General features: G+C 56.0%; 22 protein-coding genes. 19 read left to right on the plus strand and 3 right to left on the minus strand.

Annotation, left to right across the window (positions count from 1 at the left end; translation table 11 throughout):
* From mdcC to mdcH, 6 genes are all read left to right on the plus strand, one after another.
* On the plus strand, nucleotides 1–300 hold the full coding sequence (gene mdcC, locus ACOTXC_RS15240; RefSeq protein ID WP_022649604.1) for a malonate decarboxylase acyl carrier protein: 300 nt from the start codon (nucleotides 1–3) through the stop codon (nucleotides 298–300).
* Nucleotides 293–1126 (plus strand): biotin-independent malonate decarboxylase subunit beta, encoded by an 834-nt coding sequence (locus ACOTXC_RS15245; RefSeq protein WP_003861672.1) that lies wholly within the window; start codon nucleotides 293–295, stop codon nucleotides 1124–1126. Before mdcC ends, ACOTXC_RS15245 begins: the two co-directional genes overlap by 8 nt.
* Nucleotides 1126–1926, plus strand: coding sequence for a biotin-independent malonate decarboxylase subunit gamma (gene mdcE, locus ACOTXC_RS15250; protein ID WP_421767810.1), 801 nt, complete (start codon nucleotides 1126–1128; stop codon nucleotides 1924–1926). Before ACOTXC_RS15245 ends, mdcE begins: the two co-directional genes overlap by 1 nt.
* A 123-nt stretch (nucleotides 1927–2049) precedes the next feature.
* On the plus strand, nucleotides 2050–3009 hold the full coding sequence (locus ACOTXC_RS15255) for an AEC family transporter (RefSeq protein ID WP_023307100.1): 960 nt from the start codon (nucleotides 2050–2052) through the stop codon (nucleotides 3007–3009).
* 2 nt (nucleotides 3010–3011) lie between these two features.
* Nucleotides 3012–3629, plus strand: a complete 618-nt coding sequence (locus ACOTXC_RS15260) for a malonate decarboxylase holo-ACP synthase (protein ID WP_421767807.1) — start codon at nucleotides 3012–3014, stop codon at nucleotides 3627–3629.
* On the plus strand, nucleotides 3629–4525 hold the full coding sequence (mdcH, locus tag ACOTXC_RS15265) for a malonate decarboxylase subunit epsilon (protein WP_045621712.1): 897 nt from the start codon (nucleotides 3629–3631) through the stop codon (nucleotides 4523–4525). The genes ACOTXC_RS15260 and mdcH overlap by 1 nt, the downstream gene beginning before the upstream one ends.
* A gap of 100 nt (nucleotides 4526–4625) precedes the next feature.
* On the opposite strand, the gene ACOTXC_RS15270 is transcribed toward mdcH, so the two are convergent.
* Complete coding sequence (locus ACOTXC_RS15270) at nucleotides 4626–5558, minus strand: LysR substrate-binding domain-containing protein (protein WP_022649599.1); 933 nt, start codon at nucleotides 5556–5558, stop codon at nucleotides 4626–4628.
* Between the two features lie 15 nt (nucleotides 5559–5573).
* Nucleotides 5574–7478 carry an ABC transporter ATP-binding protein gene (locus tag ACOTXC_RS15275; protein ID WP_063152845.1) on the minus strand — a complete coding sequence of 635 codons (1905 nt, stop codon included), beginning with the start codon at nucleotides 7476–7478 and terminating at the stop codon, nucleotides 5574–5576.
* Between the two features lie 132 nt (nucleotides 7479–7610).
* Between ACOTXC_RS15275 and kefG the strand changes: the two genes are divergently transcribed.
* The 4 genes from kefG to slyD all read left to right on the plus strand — a co-directional run bounded on the left by kefG (nucleotide 7611) and on the right by slyD (nucleotide 10866).
* Nucleotides 7611–8162 carry a glutathione-regulated potassium-efflux system ancillary protein KefG gene (kefG, locus tag ACOTXC_RS15280; protein ID WP_003861686.1) on the plus strand — a complete coding sequence of 184 codons (552 nt, stop codon included), beginning with the start codon at nucleotides 7611–7613 and terminating at the stop codon, nucleotides 8160–8162.
* Nucleotides 8162–9967, plus strand: a complete 1806-nt coding sequence (kefB, locus tag ACOTXC_RS15285; protein WP_003861688.1) for a glutathione-regulated potassium-efflux system protein KefB — start codon at nucleotides 8162–8164, stop codon at nucleotides 9965–9967. The genes kefG and kefB overlap by 1 nt, the downstream gene beginning before the upstream one ends.
* 13 nt (nucleotides 9968–9980) lie before the next feature.
* A complete protein-coding gene (locus ACOTXC_RS15290) occupies nucleotides 9981–10181 on the plus strand; it encodes a YheV family putative zinc ribbon protein (protein ID WP_022649597.1) in 201 nt (66 codons plus the stop codon).
* A 94-nt stretch (nucleotides 10182–10275) separates the two neighbouring features.
* Nucleotides 10276–10866, plus strand: a complete 591-nt coding sequence (gene slyD, locus ACOTXC_RS15295; RefSeq protein ID WP_003861691.1) for a peptidylprolyl isomerase — start codon at nucleotides 10276–10278, stop codon at nucleotides 10864–10866.
* Nucleotides 10867–10917: 51 nt separating this feature from the next.
* Here the strand turns inward: slyD and ACOTXC_RS15300 are convergent, their stop codons facing one another.
* Entirely contained in the window at nucleotides 10918–11136 is a 219-nt protein-coding gene (locus tag ACOTXC_RS15300; RefSeq protein ID WP_023298761.1) for a protein SlyX, read from the minus strand.
* A gap of 238 nt (nucleotides 11137–11374) precedes the next feature.
* Here ACOTXC_RS15300 and fkpA point away from each other — a divergent pair, with 238 nt between their 5' ends.
* The 9 genes from fkpA to ACOTXC_RS15345 form a co-directional block, all read left to right on the plus strand.
* On the plus strand, nucleotides 11375–12193 hold the full coding sequence (fkpA, locus tag ACOTXC_RS15305; RefSeq protein WP_003861695.1) for an FKBP-type peptidyl-prolyl cis-trans isomerase: 819 nt from the start codon (nucleotides 11375–11377) through the stop codon (nucleotides 12191–12193).
* Between the two features lie 167 nt (nucleotides 12194–12360).
* Complete coding sequence (locus tag ACOTXC_RS15310) at nucleotides 12361–13083, plus strand: helix-turn-helix transcriptional regulator (RefSeq protein ID WP_003861697.1); 723 nt, start codon at nucleotides 12361–12363, stop codon at nucleotides 13081–13083.
* A complete protein-coding gene (gene tusD, locus ACOTXC_RS15315) occupies nucleotides 13083–13469 on the plus strand; it encodes a sulfurtransferase complex subunit TusD (RefSeq protein WP_003861699.1) in 387 nt (128 codons plus the stop codon). The genes ACOTXC_RS15310 and tusD overlap by 1 nt, the downstream gene beginning before the upstream one ends.
* Nucleotides 13469–13828, plus strand: coding sequence for a sulfurtransferase complex subunit TusC (gene tusC, locus ACOTXC_RS15320; RefSeq protein WP_023298759.1), 360 nt, complete (start codon nucleotides 13469–13471; stop codon nucleotides 13826–13828). The genes tusD and tusC overlap by 1 nt, the downstream gene beginning before the upstream one ends.
* 7 nt (nucleotides 13829–13835) lie before the next feature.
* Complete coding sequence (gene tusB / locus ACOTXC_RS15325) at nucleotides 13836–14123, plus strand: sulfurtransferase complex subunit TusB (protein WP_148407465.1); 288 nt, start codon at nucleotides 13836–13838, stop codon at nucleotides 14121–14123.
* Nucleotides 14124–14247: 124 nt separating this feature from the next.
* Nucleotides 14248–14622: a 30S ribosomal protein S12 gene (gene rpsL, locus ACOTXC_RS15330; RefSeq protein WP_000246815.1), complete on the plus strand. Its 375-nt coding sequence runs from the start codon at nucleotides 14248–14250 to the stop codon at nucleotides 14620–14622.
* A gap of 96 nt (nucleotides 14623–14718) precedes the next feature.
* A complete protein-coding gene (gene rpsG / locus ACOTXC_RS15335; protein WP_003861706.1) occupies nucleotides 14719–15189 on the plus strand; it encodes a 30S ribosomal protein S7 in 471 nt (156 codons plus the stop codon).
* Nucleotides 15190–15285: 96 nt separating this feature from the next.
* Nucleotides 15286–17400: an elongation factor G gene (fusA, locus tag ACOTXC_RS15340; RefSeq protein ID WP_022649591.1), complete on the plus strand. Its 2115-nt coding sequence runs from the start codon at nucleotides 15286–15288 to the stop codon at nucleotides 17398–17400.
* A gap of 69 nt (nucleotides 17401–17469) precedes the next feature.
* A partial coding sequence (locus tag ACOTXC_RS15345; RefSeq protein ID WP_000031677.1) for a GTP-binding protein occupies nucleotides 17470–17740 on the plus strand: 271 nt, incomplete at its 3' end.

Below are 17740 nucleotides of genomic sequence, written 5' to 3' on the forward strand. Positions count from 1 at the left end.
ATGGAAAAAATCACATTGACCGTGCCCGCCAGCCGCGAAGTAAGCGGCAGGGCGCTGGCAGGGGTAGTCGGTTCCGGGGATATGGAGGTGCTTTTCACCGCCGAACCGGGCCAGACCTTAATCATTGATATCACCACCTCCGTCGACAACAGCCGTGGGCGCTGGGAGGCGTTGTTCAATCGCCTGCAAACCGTCAGCAGCCTGCCCGCAGGTAAGCTGACCATCCACGACTTCGGCGCGACGCCGGGCGTGGCACGCATTCGTATCGAACAGGTTTTTGAAGGGGTGAACCATGCGTGATGACAGCAGCTTTATCGAATTAAAAGCGCGCCAGCGTGCGCAGGCGCTGCTCGACGACGGCAGCTACCGCGAACTGCTGGATCCGTTTGAAGGCATTATCTCTCCGTGGCTTGGGCCACAGGGGATTGTTCCTCAGGCCGATGACGGCATGGTAGTCGCGAAAGGGACCATCAACGGCCAGCCTGCAGTGGTGGTGGCGATTGAAGGCACCTTCCAGGGCGGCAGCATGGGCGAAGTGTCCGGTGCCAAAATGGCGGCGGCGCTGGAGCTGGCGGCGGAAGATAACCGCAACGGCATTCCGACTCAGGCGGTACTGTGCCTCGAAACCGGCGGCGTACGTTTGCAGGAAGCCAACCTTGGCCTGGCGGCGATTGCCGATATCCACGCCGCGATCGTTGACCTGCGTCGCTATACCCCGGTTGTCGGGATTGTCGCCGGGACCGTGGGCTGCTTCGGCGGGATGTCTATCGCCGCGGCGCTGTGCAGCTACCTGATTGTGACCCGCGAAGCGCGTCTTGGCCTCAACGGCCCGCAGGTTATTGAGCAGGAAGCGGGCATTGAAGAGTATGACTCCCGCGACCGTCCGTTTATCTGGAGCATGACCGGCGGCGAAGTGCGCTATGAAAGTGGGCTGGTGGACGCGCTGGTGGGCGACGGCGTGAACGCGGTGAAAGCCGCGATGAACGAGGCCATCGCCAAAGGCGTACCGGCGAAACATCGCACCGATAACTACGACGATTACCTGAACCGTCTGACGAATTTCGACACCCGCAAACAGGCCGATGCCGAACAGATTAAAGCGCTTTTTGCCCGGGAGGTGAAATGATGACTAACTCAATTAGCCGTGGCGAACTCTGGCTGGAAACTCTGGCCCCGAACGCGAAACGTCTGGAGGGGTTATGCCCGTCCGTGCAGGCGGCAGACGGCGAGCTGAACGGTGAAACGGTGCGCTTTGTCGCCGTGGTGCCGGACGCCAACAACCACTTCCCGCGCGCGGCGCAAGGGGAAGTGGGGCTGCTGGAGGGCTGGACGCTGGCAAAAGTGGTCAGCGAAACCGTTGCCGCTGACGCAGATAAAGCCGTGAAGCGCCCGATTGTGGCGGTGATCGATGTCCCAAGCCAGGCCTATGGCCGTCGCGAAGAGGCGTTTGGTATCCACCAGGCGCTGGCCGGCGCCGCTGCCGCCTATGCCAATGCGCGGCTGGCGGGGCATCCGGTGATTGGTCTTATCGTCGGTAAGGCCATGTCCGGCGCGTTTCTGGCGCACGGCTACCAGGCCAACCGCCTGATTGCCTTCAACGATAAAGGCGTGCTGATCCATGCCATGGGCAAAGAGTCTGCGGCGCGCATTACGCTGCGTACCGTGGAGGCGCTGGAAAAACTGGCGGCAACCATTCCGCCAATGGCGTACGACATCAGCAACTACGCCACGCTGGGGCTGCTCTCCGACCTGCTGGATATCAGCAACCCGGATGCCCCTTCCGAAAGCGATCTGACGCGGGTGAAAACTACCCTGCAACAGGCCATCAGCGACGCTCGTCAGGACAACACGTTGAAAAACCGTCTGGGTGCTGACAACCGCCGCAGCTCGGCGCTCGTACGTGAACGTATGCGAGCCAGCTGGTAAGTAAAAAGAGACCTGCCAGATGCATTACCCCGTGGGCGCGCCCGTTGCGTCCACGCGGGAACCTGCATCCTGAAAATAATAAACATCGCGCCAGTGCTTAAACTTTTTTACTACAGGTGATTTATGACTTACGTAATTGTTCATGCTCTTGCACCGATTTTCGTCATCATGCTGCTGGGATTCTGGGCCGGTAAAGCAAAGATGGTCGATAACAAAAATGTTTCCCTGCTGAATATCTTCGTTATGGATTTTGCACTCCCTGCCGCGCTGTTCAGCGCCACCGTGCAAACCCCGTGGACCGGCATTGTGGCGCAGTCGCCGCTGATCCTGGTGCTCACCCTGGCGATGTGGATCACCTATGCGGCCATCTACTTCCTCGCCACCAAAGTCTTTAAAAAATCTCCGCAGGATGCGGCCGTACTGACACTAACCGTCGCTCTGCCAAACTATGCGGCGCTCGGCCTGCCGATTCTGGGCAGCGTGCTGGGTGAAAGTTCTTCTACTTCACTCTCCGTGGCGGTCTCCATCGCCTGTGGTTCGGTGCTGATGACCCCGTTCTGCCTGCTGATTCTGGAGCGTGAGAAAGCCCGCGCCGAAGGCAATAACTCCGGTTCAACGCTTTCCATGCTGCCGGTGCTGATGTGGCGCTCCATTAAAAAACCGATCGTGATGGGCCCGCTGCTGGGTGTGATCCTGTCCGCTATCGGCATCAAAATGCCAGAGCTGGTACTGGCGGCGATTAAACCGCTGGGACTGTCCGCGACCGCTGCGGCGCTGTTCCTGACCGGGGTGATCCTCTCCGCGCGTAAGCTTCAGATCAACACCATGGTGATCACTTCCACTATCGCCAAGCTGCTGATCCAGCCAGCGATTGCCTGGGGTATCGTTTTAATCTTCGGTCTGCACGGCTCCGTGGCGATCACCGCCATCCTGATGATTGCGCTGTCTGCGGGCTTCTTTGGCGTGGTGTTCGGTAACCGCTTTGGCGTGCAGTCGCCGGATGCTGAAGCCGTGCTGCTGTTGAGCTCCATACTGTGTATCCTGTCGCTGCCGCTGTTTATCTCGCTGACTTCAGGAATGTAATCATGACCACAACATTACGCCCACACGACCTCATCTGGCTTACCGCGCGCGACGCCCTGGAAGGGATTACCGAATCCTGGGTAGACGCGGCCTGGCATACCGGGCTACCGGTAGTGGTGCGGCGTGATGTTGATAATGAAGGCCGTATTCCCGTTGGCGTGCGCGGATTGCACCGCGACCAGCGGGCGGCCGGATGGGTGAAGCCTGAGAACGTGTTGCGCGTGGTGTCGCCCGAAGAGTTGAGCGTTGCCGCCGACCTGCTGCGTTCGCCGTTTGTCACTCAGCCGCCGGTTCAGGTGGCGCTTCAGCTTGCGCAGCAGTCGTGGCCGTGGACGTGGGGGATAACCGGCAGTACGGGTTACGCGCTGGCGACCGGCATTCCGGTGATCCACGCCGATAGCGATCTCGATCTGCTGATCCGCGCCCCGCGTACCGTTTCCCCTGAGGCGTTTACTGACTGGCAGGCTCAGCTCAGCCGTGCGTTGTGCCGGGTGGATACGCAGGTGGACACGCCCGAGGGCGGATTCGCGCTGGCAGAATGGTTACGCGACGGCAAAACGCTGCTAAAAACGCAATGTGGACCGCGCCTGGTAGCGGATCCATGGCACAGGGAGGAGTAATGAAAATACTGTTTACCTTTCCGGGGCAGGGCACACAGCACGAAGGTATGCTGCAAAACCTGCCGGGAACGGAGCTGGAGCAGGCCCGTGCTGTGCTGGGGGCGGAAGTCGATACCCTGGACAGCGCATCCTCGTTAACCCACACCCGTGCGGTTCAGCTTTCACTGCTGATTGCCGGCGTGGCCTGGGCGCGCGAGCTGGAACGTCGCGGCGTGTCGCCGGATATTGTCAGCGGTCTGTCCATTGGCGCTTATCCTGCGGCGGTTATCGCAGGCTCGCTGGACTTTACGGATGCGCTGAAGCTGGTGGCGCTGCGCGGTGATTTGATGGAGCAGGCGTATCCGCACGGCTACGGCCTGACGGCGATTATGGGGTTGACCCTGCCGCAGGTGGAAAACCTGATTCAGGGGTCTGGAACCTATATCGCTAACCTGAACGCCGAAACGCAGATCGTGATTGCCGGAACCGATGACGGTATGGCGCAGGTGGCGGAGCGCGCGCTGGCGAAGGGTGCAAGCAAGGCCAAACGGCTGGCGGTGAGCGTGCCATCGCACTGCGCGCTGCTGGCGGAACCGGCGAAGAAGCTGGCAGCGGCGTTTGAATCGGTCACGCTTTCCCGTCCCCGCTGCGCGTACCTGAGCGGCAGTACCGGACGCGTGCTCTGGCAGCCGGAGAAAATTGCCGACGATCTGGCAATGAACATGGCGCGAACCGTGCGCTGGCAGGAGGCGGTGATTTCCGCTAACGAGCGTGAAGCGCGGCTGGCGATTGAGATGCCGCCGGGAGGCATATTAACCTGCCTGACGCGGCAGGCGGCGTGGGAAGGCGAATCCATTTCGCTGGAGCGCAGCGGGGTGGACGTGGCGGTGCATCTGGCGGGTCGACTTCAGCGGTGACTTTTTGCCCGGTGGCGGCTGCGCCTTACCGGGCCTACGGGTTCGGTTGTATTATTTTGTAGGCCGGGTAAGACGCAACGCGTCGCCACCCGGCAAGGCCTCAGGCTCCGTCCTGCAAACTTCTGGCGTACATCCGCCCTTCCGCGGCCAATGCTCGCAGGCTCGGATCCTGCTCGCGGTTGCGGGCAAAGACGATCGCAATCAGCTGCTGCATCTGGTACGGCTGTGCCAGCTTCAGTAGCTGCACCGAATTTTCGTACACTTTCTTCATCCTGCCCGGCATCAGCGTAAACCCGACCCCCGCCTGTACCAGGCTCAGCATCGAGAAAATATCGTTTACCCGCGTCACAATCTCCGGCTCGAAACCGGCAATATGAAACGCTTCCTGAAACCCGGCGTAAGTGGCGAACCCTTCCGCGAGGGCGACAAACTTCTGATCTTTATAGTCACGCAGATCGGCGGGACCGCTGGTATTCAGCGTGGCAGAGGCCGGTGCGGCAAGGAAAATATCGTCATGGAACAGGGGCAGCACTTCGAGGCTGTTACGGTCGATATCGCTCTCGGAGATAGAGATTAAAATCGCATCCAGCGACCCCTCATCCAGCATATGGAGCAGGGTTTCATTCGAGCCCATCGTCAGATCCATCTCCAGATCCGGACGGCGCAGCTTCATGCCCATTATCAGGCGCGGCACGGTTTCCAGCGTCAGCGAGTAAAGCGTACCGACGCGCAACCGTCCCTGGCCGATACCGGCAATCTTGCGCGACTCTTCCAGTCCGCGCTCCATCACCTGCATCACCTCCTGACAATACTCCAGCAGCGTCCACGCGGAGGGGAGGGCAATCAGGTTACGCCCTTTGTGAGCAAAGAGCGGGCAGCGGACGTTCTCTTCGAGGGTATGCAGCGCGCGGTGCACGCTGACACCGCTCAGGCCGAGCGTTTCGGCGGTACGTGCGATATTGCCCTTGTCCATGAACGTCATGAAGATGCTGAGCTTACGGAATGTAATCTCGCTCGTGGTATCGAAGCCCATAACCCTCCCGGCGTGTTAGTCGGCTTGCAGCATCGCTTCCAGCTGTTCCTGCGCGTCCAGCCATGCCATTTCGCACTCTTCGAGACTGGATTTGGTTTTCGCCTGCGTTTGCAGACAGTCCGTCAGCTCCGCTTTGCGGCTCTGATCGTACAGTTCGCTGTCGCCCAGCTTCTCTTCGACGGCGGCAAGCGTGGCGTTAAGCTTTTCCATCTCTTTTTCGAGACGGGTAATCTCTTTACGCAGCGGCTGAGTCTGGGTGCGCAGTTCCGCTTCACGGCGCTTCTGGTCTCTACGCGCCTGGGCGCTGTTGGCGTTGTCTTTCGCTGACTCTTCCGGCTGGTTTTCCTGCTTCTGCACGTCCGTCAGCCACTGCTGGTAATCTTCCAGGTCGCCGTCGAACGGTTCCACTTTGCCGCCGTGAACCAGATAGAGATCGTCGGTGGTGGAGCGGATCAGGTGGCGATCGTGCGAAACGACAACCAGCGCCCCTTCGAACTCGATCAGCGCTTCGGTCAGCGCCTGACGCATGTCGAGATCGAGGTGGTTGGTCGGTTCATCGAGCAGCAGCAGGTTTGGACGCTGCCAGACGATCAGCGCCAGCACCAGACGCGCTTTTTCGCCGCCGGAGAAACGCGCTGTATTTTCAGTCACCTTATCGCCCTGGAAGCCAAAGCCGCCGAGGTAGTCGCGCAGCTTCTGCTCCATCTCCTGCGGCGCCAGGCGCGCCAGGTGCTGGATCGGCGATTCATCGGCGCGTAAAAATTCCAGCTGATGCTGAGCGAAGTAGCCAAGCTTGATGCCCTTCGCCAGCCCGATTTCGCCGCTGACCGGGTTAAGCTCGCCCGCCAGCAGCTTGATCAGCGTCGATTTACCGGCGCCGTTACGCCCCAGCAGACCGATGCGTGAACCCGGCACCAGGTTGAGCTTGATAGAGTCGAGAATAATGCGATCGCCATAGCCCGCGCTCACTTTTTCCATCTTCAGCAGCGGGTTCGGCAGGCTCTCCGGCTCGCGGAAGCTGAAGTGGAACGGGTTATCCACGTGCGCGGGGGCAATCATCTCCATGCGTTCCAGCATTTTGACGCGGCTCTGCGCCTGCTTGGCTTTTGACGCCTTGGCCTTGAAGCGATCCACAAAGCTTTGCAGGTGCGCCACGCGCTGCTGCTGGCTTTCATACATCGCCTGCTGCTGGGCGAGGCGCGTCGCGCGCTGGCGCTCGAAAGAGCTGTAGTTGCCGGTGTACTCGAACAGGCTTTGCTGTTCGATATGAATGATTTTATCCACCACCGGGTCGAGGAAGTCGCGGTCGTGGGAGATCAGAATCAGAGTGCCCTGATAGCTCTTGAGCCACTTCTCCAGCCAAATAACCGCATCGAGATCGAGGTGGTTGGTCGGTTCATCGAGCAGCAGGAGGTCAGAGCGGCAGATCAGCGCCTGCGCCAGGTTAAGGCGCATACGCCAGCCACCCGAGAAATCGCTCACCGGGCGTTCAAGCTGTTCGTTGCTGAAGCCCAGGCCGTGCAGCAGGCTGGAGGCGCGGGAGCGAATGGTCCAGGCGTCGATGGCGTCCAGCTTGCCGTGGACGGTGGCGATGGCGTGGCCGTCGTTGCGTTCGTTGGCGGCGTTGAGCTCCGCTTCGAGCTTGCGGTATTCACGGTCGCCGTCGATAACATAGTCGAGCGCCGGTTCGCTCAGCGCGGGGGTCTCCTGGTTTACCCAGGCGAGCTGCCAGTTGCCCGGGAAGGTAAAGTTCCCGCCATCCGCGCTTATCTCGTTTTTCAGCAGTGCCAGCAGGGTGGATTTACCGCAGCCGTTTTTGCCGACCAGCCCCACTTTCTGGCCCGGGTTGATGGTAGCAGTCGCGTTATCCAGCAGGACGCGCACGCCGCGACGAATTTGTAACGAGGAGAAAACAATCATAGAAGCGCCGTATGTTCCGACTATGTTAATTTGTCATTATGATAATGTAAGGTGTGGGCCAATTTCCCCACCGGGCCGCCATGGTAGCCCAAAACGACAACAATACACAAAAACAGAACCGGGAGGGGAGTGATGTCTCAGACAGCGAAAGTGCTGCTGCTGTATGCCCATCCGGAATCACAGGACTCGGTGGCAAACCGGGTGCTGCTTAAGCCGGCCACACAGCTCAGTAACGTAACGGTGCACGATCTCTACGCGCACTATCCCGATTTCTTTATTGATATTCCTTACGAGCAGGAACTGCTGCGTCAGCACGACGTGATTGTGTTCCAGCATCCGCTTTATACCTATAGCTGTCCGGCGCTGCTGAAAGAGTGGCTGGACCGCGTGCTGAGCCGGGGCTTTTCCAGCGGGGTGGGGGGCAACCAGCTGGCGGGAAAGTACTGGCGGAGTGTCATCACCACCGGTGAGCCGGAAAGCGCTTACCGTCACGACGGGCTGAACCGTTACCCCATGAGCGACATTCTGCGGCCGTTTGAGCTGACGGCGGCGATGTGCCGTATGCACTGGATGAGCCCGATTATTATCTACTGGGCACGGCGGCAGGATCCGAAAGCGCTGGCGAGCCATGCCAGGGCCTATGGCGAATGGCTGGCGTCACCGATTCCGGCGGGAGGACGCTAATGGACGGTTCGAATTTACTCCTCGCCGGGGTGCTGTTTTTGTTTGCCGCCGTCGTCGCGGTCCCCCTTGCCGCGCGTCTCGGCATTGGCGCGGTGCTGGGCTATTTGCTGGCGGGGATAGCCATTGGTCCCTGGGGGCTTGGGTTTATCAGCGATGTGGATGAAATTCTCCACTTCTCCGAGCTGGGCGTGGTGTTCCTGATGTTTATCATCGGGCTTGAGCTTAATCCGTCCAAGCTGTGGCAACTGCGGCAATCTATTTTTGGCGTCGGGGCGGCGCAGGTATTGCTCAGCGCCGCCATTCTGGCGGGCCTGCTGATGCTGACGCAGTTTTCCTGGCAGGCCGCGGTGATTGGCGGGATCGGTCTTGCGATGTCGTCGACGGCGATGGCGCTTCAGCTGATGCGCGACAAAGGGATGAACCGCAACGAGGCGGGGCAACTGGGCTTTTCGGTGCTGCTGTTCCAGGATTTAGCGGTGATCCCGGCGCTGGCGCTGGTGCCGCTGCTGGCAGGCTCCGGAGACGATCATTTCGACTGGATGAAGATCTCCATGAAGGTGCTGGCCTTCGCGGGGATGCTGATCGGCGGACGGTTTTTACTGCGTCCAGTGTTCCGGTTTATTGCGGCATCCGGCGTACGCGAGGTCTTCACCGCCGCAACGCTGCTGCTGGTGCTTGGTTCAGCGCTGTTTATGGATGCGCTGGGGCTGTCGATGGCGCTCGGGACGTTTATCGCCGGGGTGCTGCTTGCGGAAAGCGAGTACCGCCACGAGCTGGAGACCGCCATCGATCCGTTTAAGGGGCTGCTGTTAGGGCTGTTCTTTATCTCGGTGGGTATGGCGCTTAATCTTGGCGTGCTCTATACCCATCTGCTGTGGGTTATTGCGAGTGTCGCCGTGCTGGTGGCGGTCAAAACGCTGGTGCTGTATCTCCTCGCGAGGATTTACGGGCTGCGCAGCTCGGAAAGGATGCAGTTTTCCAGCGTGTTAAGTCAGGGCGGAGAGTTTGCGTTTGTGCTGTTTTCCACTGCGTCGTCACAGAAGCTGTTTAAAGATGACCAGATGGCGCTGCTGCTGGTGACGGTCACGCTGTCGATGATGACCACGCCGCTGCTGATGAAGCTGGTGGACAAACTGCTGTCGCGCCGCCTGAATCCCGCAGACGATGAAGACGAAGCGCCGTGGGTGGAAGATGATAAACCGCAGGTGATCGTCGTGGGCTTTGGCCGCTTCGGACAGGTGATTGGTCGCCTGTTGATGGCAAATAAAATGCGCATTACGGTGCTGGAGCGCGATATCAGCGCCGTCAACCTGATGCGCAAATATGGTTATAAGGTGTACTACGGGGATGCGACGCAGCTTGAGCTGTTGCGCTCGGCGGGCGCAGAGGCTGCGGAGTCCATCGTCATCACCTGTAACGATCCGGAAGACACAATGAAGCTGGTGGAGCTGTGCCAGCAGCATTTCCCGCATCTGCATATTCTGGCGCGTGCGCGCGGACGTGTTGAGGCTCACGAACTTTTGCAGGCGGGTGTGAAACACTTCTCCCGCGAAACCTTCTCCAGCGCGCTGGAGCTGGGGCGCAAGGCGCTGGTTTCGCTGGGTATGCATCCTCACCAGGCGCAACGCGCCCAGATGCATTTCCGCCGGCTGGATATGCGAATGCTGCGTGAACTGATGCCTGTGCACAGCGACACGGCGCAGATCTCCCGCGTGCGGGAAGCGCGTCGCGAACTGGAGGAGATCTTCCAGCGTGAGATGCAACAGGAACGACGCCAGCTCGACGGCTGGGATGAATTTGAATAAAGGGTAACGAAAGATGGCTTTACGTAAACGCTTTATCGCGGGCGCAAAATGCCCGTCCTGCCAGGCGCAAGATACGCTGGCCATGTGGCGGGAGAATAATATCGATATTGTTGAATGTGTTAAGTGCGGTCACCAGATGCGTGAGGCCGACAAAGAAGCCCGCGATCACGTTCGCAAAGAAGAGCAAGTGATCGGCATTTTTCATCCAGACTAGCGATATGCTCTGAGTTTTTTTAAGCTTAAGGGTACACGGGTGCAGAATTCCGCTACAATCTGCGCCAGCAATTTTCCCACGCTCAGGAGATATCATGAAAGTAGCAAAAGACCTGGTGGTCAGCCTGGCCTATCAGGTACGTACAGAAGACGGTGTGTTGGTTGATGAGTCTCCGGTGAGTGCGCCGCTGGACTACCTGCATGGTCACGGTTCCCTGATTTCCGGCCTGGAAACGGCGCTGGAAGGTCATGAAGTTGGCGACAAATTCGACGTTGCTGTCGGCGCGAACGACGCTTACGGTCAGTATGATGACAACCTGGTTCAGCGCGTTCCTAAAGACGTGTTCATGGGCGTTGACGAGTTGCAGGTTGGCATGCGCTTCCTGGCTGAAACTGACCAGGGTCCGGTTCCGGTTGAAATCACAGAAGTTGAAGACGACCACGTTGTGGTTGACGGCAACCACATGCTGGCTGGTCAGAACCTGAAGTTCAACGTAGAAGTTGTTGCTATCCGTGAAGCGACCGAAGAAGAGCTGGCTCATGGCCACGTTCATGGTGCGCACGGTCACGACCATGACCACGATCACGGCCACGACGGCTGCTGCGGTGGTCACGGCCACGATCATGGTCATGACCACGGCCACGGTAAAGGTGGTTGCGGTAACGGCGGCTGCGGCTGCCACTGATTCCGTACTGCGGAAAATAAAAAAGCGGGATAATCCCGCTTTTTTTACGCCTCAATAATGAGGTGGTGGCGTCTCTTCAGCCTGAGAGGCGATGTGCGACGACTGCGTTGCCTTCACTTTTTCAGTGAGAAGTCGCATCAAATCGCGCATTTTTGCCATTTCAAGCTCATGAGCCGTCACGGTCTGGTTCAGTTCTTCGATGGTGATGTCCTGAAAAGCCAGGCGGCTTTCCAGCTCAGCCAGTCTCGCTTCGATCGTTGTATCCTTCATCATTCACCTCGTTTATCTCTCATGCGCCATAATGGACCAGCGGCGGCGAAGTTTATCTGACTTTTTCCTTAAGTACAGTATCCATCTCCCTGACAAGAAACTTATTTAAACAAAAATAGTCTGAAAAGAAGCGACATTCGGGGGAGTCTGTCTGTAGATTTCTTCCACAACGTTTTATAGTACGTCACTCATTTACGTTTAACACTGGGGTGAGAGACCTCAGGTCCTGGAGATATGGATGAAATCACTGTTTAAAGTTACGCTGCTGGCGACCACTATGGCTGTAGCGCTCAATGCGCCGCTGTCTTTCGCTGCTGATACTGCTGCGAAGCCTGCTGCGACTACAGACAGCAAAGCGGCATTCAAGAATGACGACCAGAAATCCGCCTACGCACTTGGCGCGTCTCTGGGCCGTTACATGGAAAACTCTCTGAAAGAACAAGAGAAACTGGGCATCAAACTGGACAAAAACCAGCTGATCGCAGGGGTTCAGGATGCGTTCGCAGACAAGAGCAAACTGTCTGACCAGGAAATCGAGCAGACTCTGCAAGCGTTTGAAGCGCGCGTGAAAGGCGCCGCTCAGACCAAGATGGAAGCAGACGCTAAAGATAACGAAGCGAAAGGCAAAGCCTACCGCGATAAGTTCGCTAAAGAGAAAGGCGTTAAAACGTCTTCTACTGGCCTGATCTATAAAGTTGAGAAAGAAGGTACCGGCGACGCGCCTAAAGACAGCGACACCGTTGTAGTTAACTACAAAGGTACGCTGATCGACGGTAAAGAGTTCGATAACTCTTACACTCGCGGTGAGCCTCTCTCCTTCCGTCTGGACGGTGTGATCCCGGGCTGGACCGAAGGCCTGAAGAACATCAAGAAAGGCGGTAAAATCAAGCTGGTCATCCCACCGGATCTGGCTTACGGCAAAACCGGCGTTCCGGGTATCCCGGCTAACTCTACGCTGGTATTTGATGTAGAACTGCTGGACATCAAACCGGCGCCAAAAGCGGATGCGAAAACAGACGCACCCGCTGACGACAAAGCCGCAGCAGCTAAGAAGTAATGCTGAAAAAAACCGCCGCCTATACAGGCGGCGGTTTTTTTATTGTGGGGCAGATATAATTAACACTGGAAAGCGTTATACACGCTGTATTAATTTAGTTGTCCGTATAGATAATGAGCCTGCCCTGAAAACCTAACGACAGGCTCCTGAAAAGGAGTGTTTTTTTCATGTCCAGGTCGCTTTTAACCAACGAAACCAGTGAACTTGATTTGCTGGATCAACGTCCATTTGACCAGACCGACTTCGATATTCTGAAATCCTACGAAGCGGTAGTGGACGGGTTAGCGATGCTCATTGGTTCCCACTGCGAAATCGTATTGCATTCCCTGCAAGATCTTAAGTGTTCCGCTATCCGCATTGCGAATGGTGAGCACACTGGCCGTAAAATTGGTTCGCCAATCACCGACCTTGCATTGCGTATGTTGCATGACATGACCGGCGCGGACAGCAGCGTCTCAAAATGCTATTTCACCCGCGCCAAAAGCGGCGTGCTGATGAAATCAGAAACTATCGCGATTCGAAACCGCGAACACCGGGTGATCGGTCTGCTGTGCATCAACATGAACCTTGATGTGCCATTCTCGCAAATCATGAGCACTTTCATTCCGCCAGAAACGCCGGACGTGGGCTCATCGGTGAACTTTGCCTCTTCTGTTGAGGATCTCGTGACACAGACGCTGGAGTTCACCATTGAAGAGGTGAATGCTGATCGCAACGTATCCAACAACGCCAAGAATCGTCAGATCGTCCTGAACCTCTATGAGAAAGGGATTTTTGATATCAAAGATGCCATCAACCAGGTGGCCGATCGCCTGAATATCTCCAAACACACGGTTTACCTCTATATTCGCCAGTTCAAAAGCGGCGACTTCCTGGGGCAAGACAAGTAATGCGTTTTGCGTTAATGGTGACGGGCCCGGCGTACGGTACCCAGCAGGCCAGCAGCGCGCTACAGTTTGCCCATGCGCTGCTTGATGCCGGTCATGAACTGGCAAGCGTCTTCTTCTATCGTGAAGGGGTCTATAACGCGAACCAGTTTACGTCCCCGGCGAGCGATGAGTTTGACCTTGTGCGCGCCTGGCAAAAATTAAACGAAACGCAGGGCGTCGACCTGCATATCTGCGTCGCGGCGGCACTGCGTCGCGGCGTGACGGATGCGACTGAAGCCGAACGCCTTGGTCTGGCGGGGGCTAACCTGCAACCGGGCTTTTCGCTCAGCGGATTAGGCGCATTAGCACAGGCGGCGTTGACCTGCGACAGAGTGGTGCAATTTTGATGAAGCGCGTAGCGTTTGTTTTTACTTCTGCCCCGCATGGCAGCGCTTCAGGCCGGGAAGGGCTGGATGCATTGCTGGCGACCTCGGCTTTAACCGAAGATATTGGCGTCTTCTTTTTAGGCGATGGCGTATTCCAGCTTCTGGCAGGCCAACAACCGCAGGCTATTCTTGCGCGCGACTACATTGCGACCTTTAAAGTTCTGCCGCTCTATGACATTGAAACCTTCTATGTGTGCGCCGACTCGCTGGCCGCTCGTGGGTTAAATGAGAAAATACCGTTCGTGCTGGACGTGACGATCCTGACATCTTCTGCGCTGCGCGAACAACTTTCTCACTACGATACCGTTCTGACTTTCTGAGGCTGTCATGCTCCATACCCTGAGCCGTTCACCGTGGCAATGCGATATCGACACGTTACTGAGCATGCTGCGCGAAGGCGATGATCTGCTGCTGATTCAGGATGGCGTGCTCGCGGCGCTTGATGGCAGCCGTTTTGTTGAAATCCTCGCTAATGCCCCCATAACAGTCTCTGCGCTTAAAGAGGATCTGGATGCGCGGGGTCTTTCTGGTCAAATTTCAGCCAAAATTGACGTGGTTGGCTATACTGATTTCGTCAATCTTACTGTGAAGCACGCCAGTCAAATGAACTGGTGATTTGAGATCGCTGTATATTTCTTGACACCTTTTCGACGTAGCCCTAAAATTTCGCGTCCTCATATTGTATGAGGTCGTTTTATTACGTGTTTACGAAGCAAAAGCTAAAACCAGGAGCTATTTAATGGCAACAGTTAACCAGCTGGTACGCAAACCACGTGCACGCAAAGTTGCAAAAAGCAACGTGCCTGCGCTGGAAGCCTGCCCGCAGAAACGTGGCGTATGTACTCGTGTATATACCACCACTCCTAAAAAACCAAACTCCGCACTGCGTAAAGTATGCCGTGTGCGTTTGACTAACGGTTTCGAAGTGACTTCCTACATCGGTGGTGAAGGTCACAACCTTCAGGAGCACTCCGTGATCCTGATCCGTGGCGGTCGTGTTAAAGACCTTCCGGGTGTTCGTTACCACACCGTTCGTGGTGCGCTGGACTGCTCAGGTGTTAAAGACCGTAAGCAGGCTCGCTCCAAGTACGGCGTGAAGCGTCCTAAGGCTTAATGGTTCTCCGTTAAGTAAGGCCAAACTGATTTATCTTAATGTCAAACTAAACTCGTAGAGTTTTGGACAATCCTGAATTAACAACGGAGTAATCCCATGCCACGTCGTCGCGTCATTGGTCAGCGTAAAATTCTTCCAGATCCGAAATTCGGATCAGAACTGCTGGCAAAATTTGTAAATATCCTGATGGTAGATGGTAAAAAATCTACTGCAGAAGCAATCGTATACAGCGCGCTGGAGACCCTGGCTCAGCGTTCTGGTAAAAATGAACTGGAAGCTTTCGAAGTCGCTCTCGACAACGTGCGCCCGACTGTAGAAGTTAAGTCTCGCCGCGTTGGTGGTTCTACTTATCAGGTTCCAGTTGAAGTTCGTCCGGTTCGTCGTAATGCTCTGGCAATGCGTTGGATCGTTGAAGCTGCTCGTAAACGCGGTGATAAATCCATGGCTCTGCGTCTGGCGAACGAACTTTCTGATGCTGCAGAAAACAAAGGTACTGCAGTTAAGAAACGTGAAGACGTTCACCGTATGGCAGAAGCCAACAAGGCGTTCGCACACTACCGTTGGTAATCCCTTCGGAGTCGTAGTCACCAGGCGGGCGCTTCAGAGAAGCCGCCCGCTCTGGGTAACTTAACTGAACGCCTAAAGATATAAACGAGGAATCAAATGGCTCGTACAACACCCATCGCACGCTACCGTAACATCGGTATCAGTGCGCACATCGACGCCGGTAAAACCACTACTACCGAACGTATTCTGTTCTACACCGGTGTAAACCATAAAATCGGTGAAGTTCATGACGGCGCAGCCACCATGGACTGGATGGAACAGGAGCAGGAGCGTGGTATTACTATCACCTCCGCAGCGACTACTGCTTTCTGGTCAGGTATGGCTAAGCAGTACGAACCGCATCGCGTAAACATCATCGACACCCCAGGGCACGTTGACTTCACCATCGAAGTAGAACGTTCCATGCGTGTTCTTGACGGCGCGGTAATGGTTTATTGCGCAGTTGGTGGTGTTCAGCCACAGTCTGAAACCGTATGGCGTCAGGCTAACAAATATAAAGTTCCACGCATCGCGTTCGTTAACAAAATGGACCGTATGGGTGCTAACTTCCTGAAAGTTGTTGGCCAGATCAAAACCCGTCTGGGCGCGAACCCTGTTCCGCTTCAGCTGGCAATTGGTGCTGAAGAAGGCTTCACCGGTGTTATCGACCTGGTGAAAATGAAAGCCATCAACTGGAACGAAGCAGATGCGGGCGTTACCTTCGAATACGAAGATATCCCGGCAGAGATGCAGGACCTGGCTGACGAATGGCACCAGAACCTGATCGAATCCGCAGCAGAAGCTTCTGAAGAGCTGATGGAGAAATACCTGGGTGGTGAAGAACTGACTGAGCAAGAGATCAAATCTGCTCTGCGTCAGCGTGTTCTGAACAACGAAATCATCCTGGTAACCTGTGGTTCTGCGTTCAAGAACAAAGGTGTTCAGGCAATGCTGGATGCGGTAGTTGACTACCTGCCATCCCCGGTTGACGTTCCTGCGATCAACGGCATCCTGGACGACGGTAAAGATACTCCGGCTGAGCGTCACGCAAGTGATGACGAGCCGTTCTCTGCGCTGGCGTTCAAAATTGCTACCGACCCATTCGTGGGTAACCTGACCTTCTTCCGCGTTTACTCTGGTGTGGTTAACTCCGGTGACACCATCCTGAACTCCGTGAAATCGGCGCGTGAACGTTTTGGCCGTATCGTACAGATGCACGCTAACAAACGTGAAGAGATCAAAGAAGTTCGTGCGGGCGACATCGCTGCTGCTATCGGTCTGAAAGACGTGACTACTGGTGACACCCTGTGTGACCCGGATCACCCGATCATTCTGGAGCGTATGGAATTCCCTGAGCCGGTAATCTCCATCGCGGTTGAACCAAAAACCAAAGCTGACCAGGAAAAAATGGGTCTGGCTCTGGGCCGTCTGGCGAAAGAAGACCCATCATTCCGCGTATGGACTGATGAAGAATCTAATCAGACCATCATCGCTGGTATGGGTGAACTGCACCTGGACATCATCGTTGACCGTATGAAGCGTGAATTCAACGTTGAAGCGAACGTGGGTAAACCTCAGGTTGCTTACCGCGAAGCGATTCGCGCGAAAGTTACCGATGTTGAAGGTAAACACGCTAAGCAGTCTGGTGGTCGCGGTCAGTACGGTCACGTTGTGATCGACATGTACCCACTGGAGCCGGGCTCTAACCCTAAAGGTTACGAGTTCATCAACGACATCAAAGGTGGTGTAATTCCTGGCGAATACATCCCTGCCGTTGATAAAGGCATTCAGGAGCAGCTGAAAGCTGGTCCTCTGGCTGGTTACCCGGTTGTAGACATGGGTGTTCGTCTGCACTTCGGTTCTTACCACGACGTTGACTCCTCTGAACTGGCGTTTAAACTGGCTGCGTCTATTGCCTTTAAAGAAGGCTTTAAGAAAGCAAAACCAGTTCTGCTTGAGCCAATCATGAAGGTTGAAGTAGAAACTCCGGAAGAGAACACCGGTGACGTTATCGGTGACTTGAGCCGTCGTCGCGGTATGCTGCGTGGTCAGGAATCCGAAGTAACTGGCGTTAAGATCCACGCTGAAGTTCCGCTGTCTGAAATGTTCGGATATGCAACTCAGCTGCGTTCTCTGACCAAAGGTCGTGCATCATACACTATGGAATTCCTGAAGTATGATGATGCGCCGAACAACGTTGCTCAGGCCGTTATCGAAGCCCGTGGTAAGTAATCCACAGGATTAAAACCTAAGTCCCGTGCTCTCTCCGAAGGGGAGAGCACTATAGTAAGGAATATAGCCGTGTCTAAAGAAAAATTTGAACGTACAAAACCGCACGTCAACGTTGGTACTATCGGCCACGTTGACCATGGTAAAACTACCCTGACTGCTGCAATCACTACCGTACTGGCTAAAACCTACGGCGGTGCTGCTCGTGCTTTCGACCAGATCGATAACGCACCAGAAGAAAAAGCTCGTGGTATCACCATCAACACCTCTCACGTTGAGTATGACACCCCGACTCGCCACTACGCACACGTAGACTGCCCAGGCCACGCCGACTATGTTAAAA

This window comes from Enterobacter cloacae complex sp. IR5428, assembly GCF_049238585.1.
In the GTDB taxonomy this organism is placed as follows: Bacteria; Pseudomonadota; Gammaproteobacteria; order Enterobacterales; family Enterobacteriaceae; genus Enterobacter; species Enterobacter intestinihominis.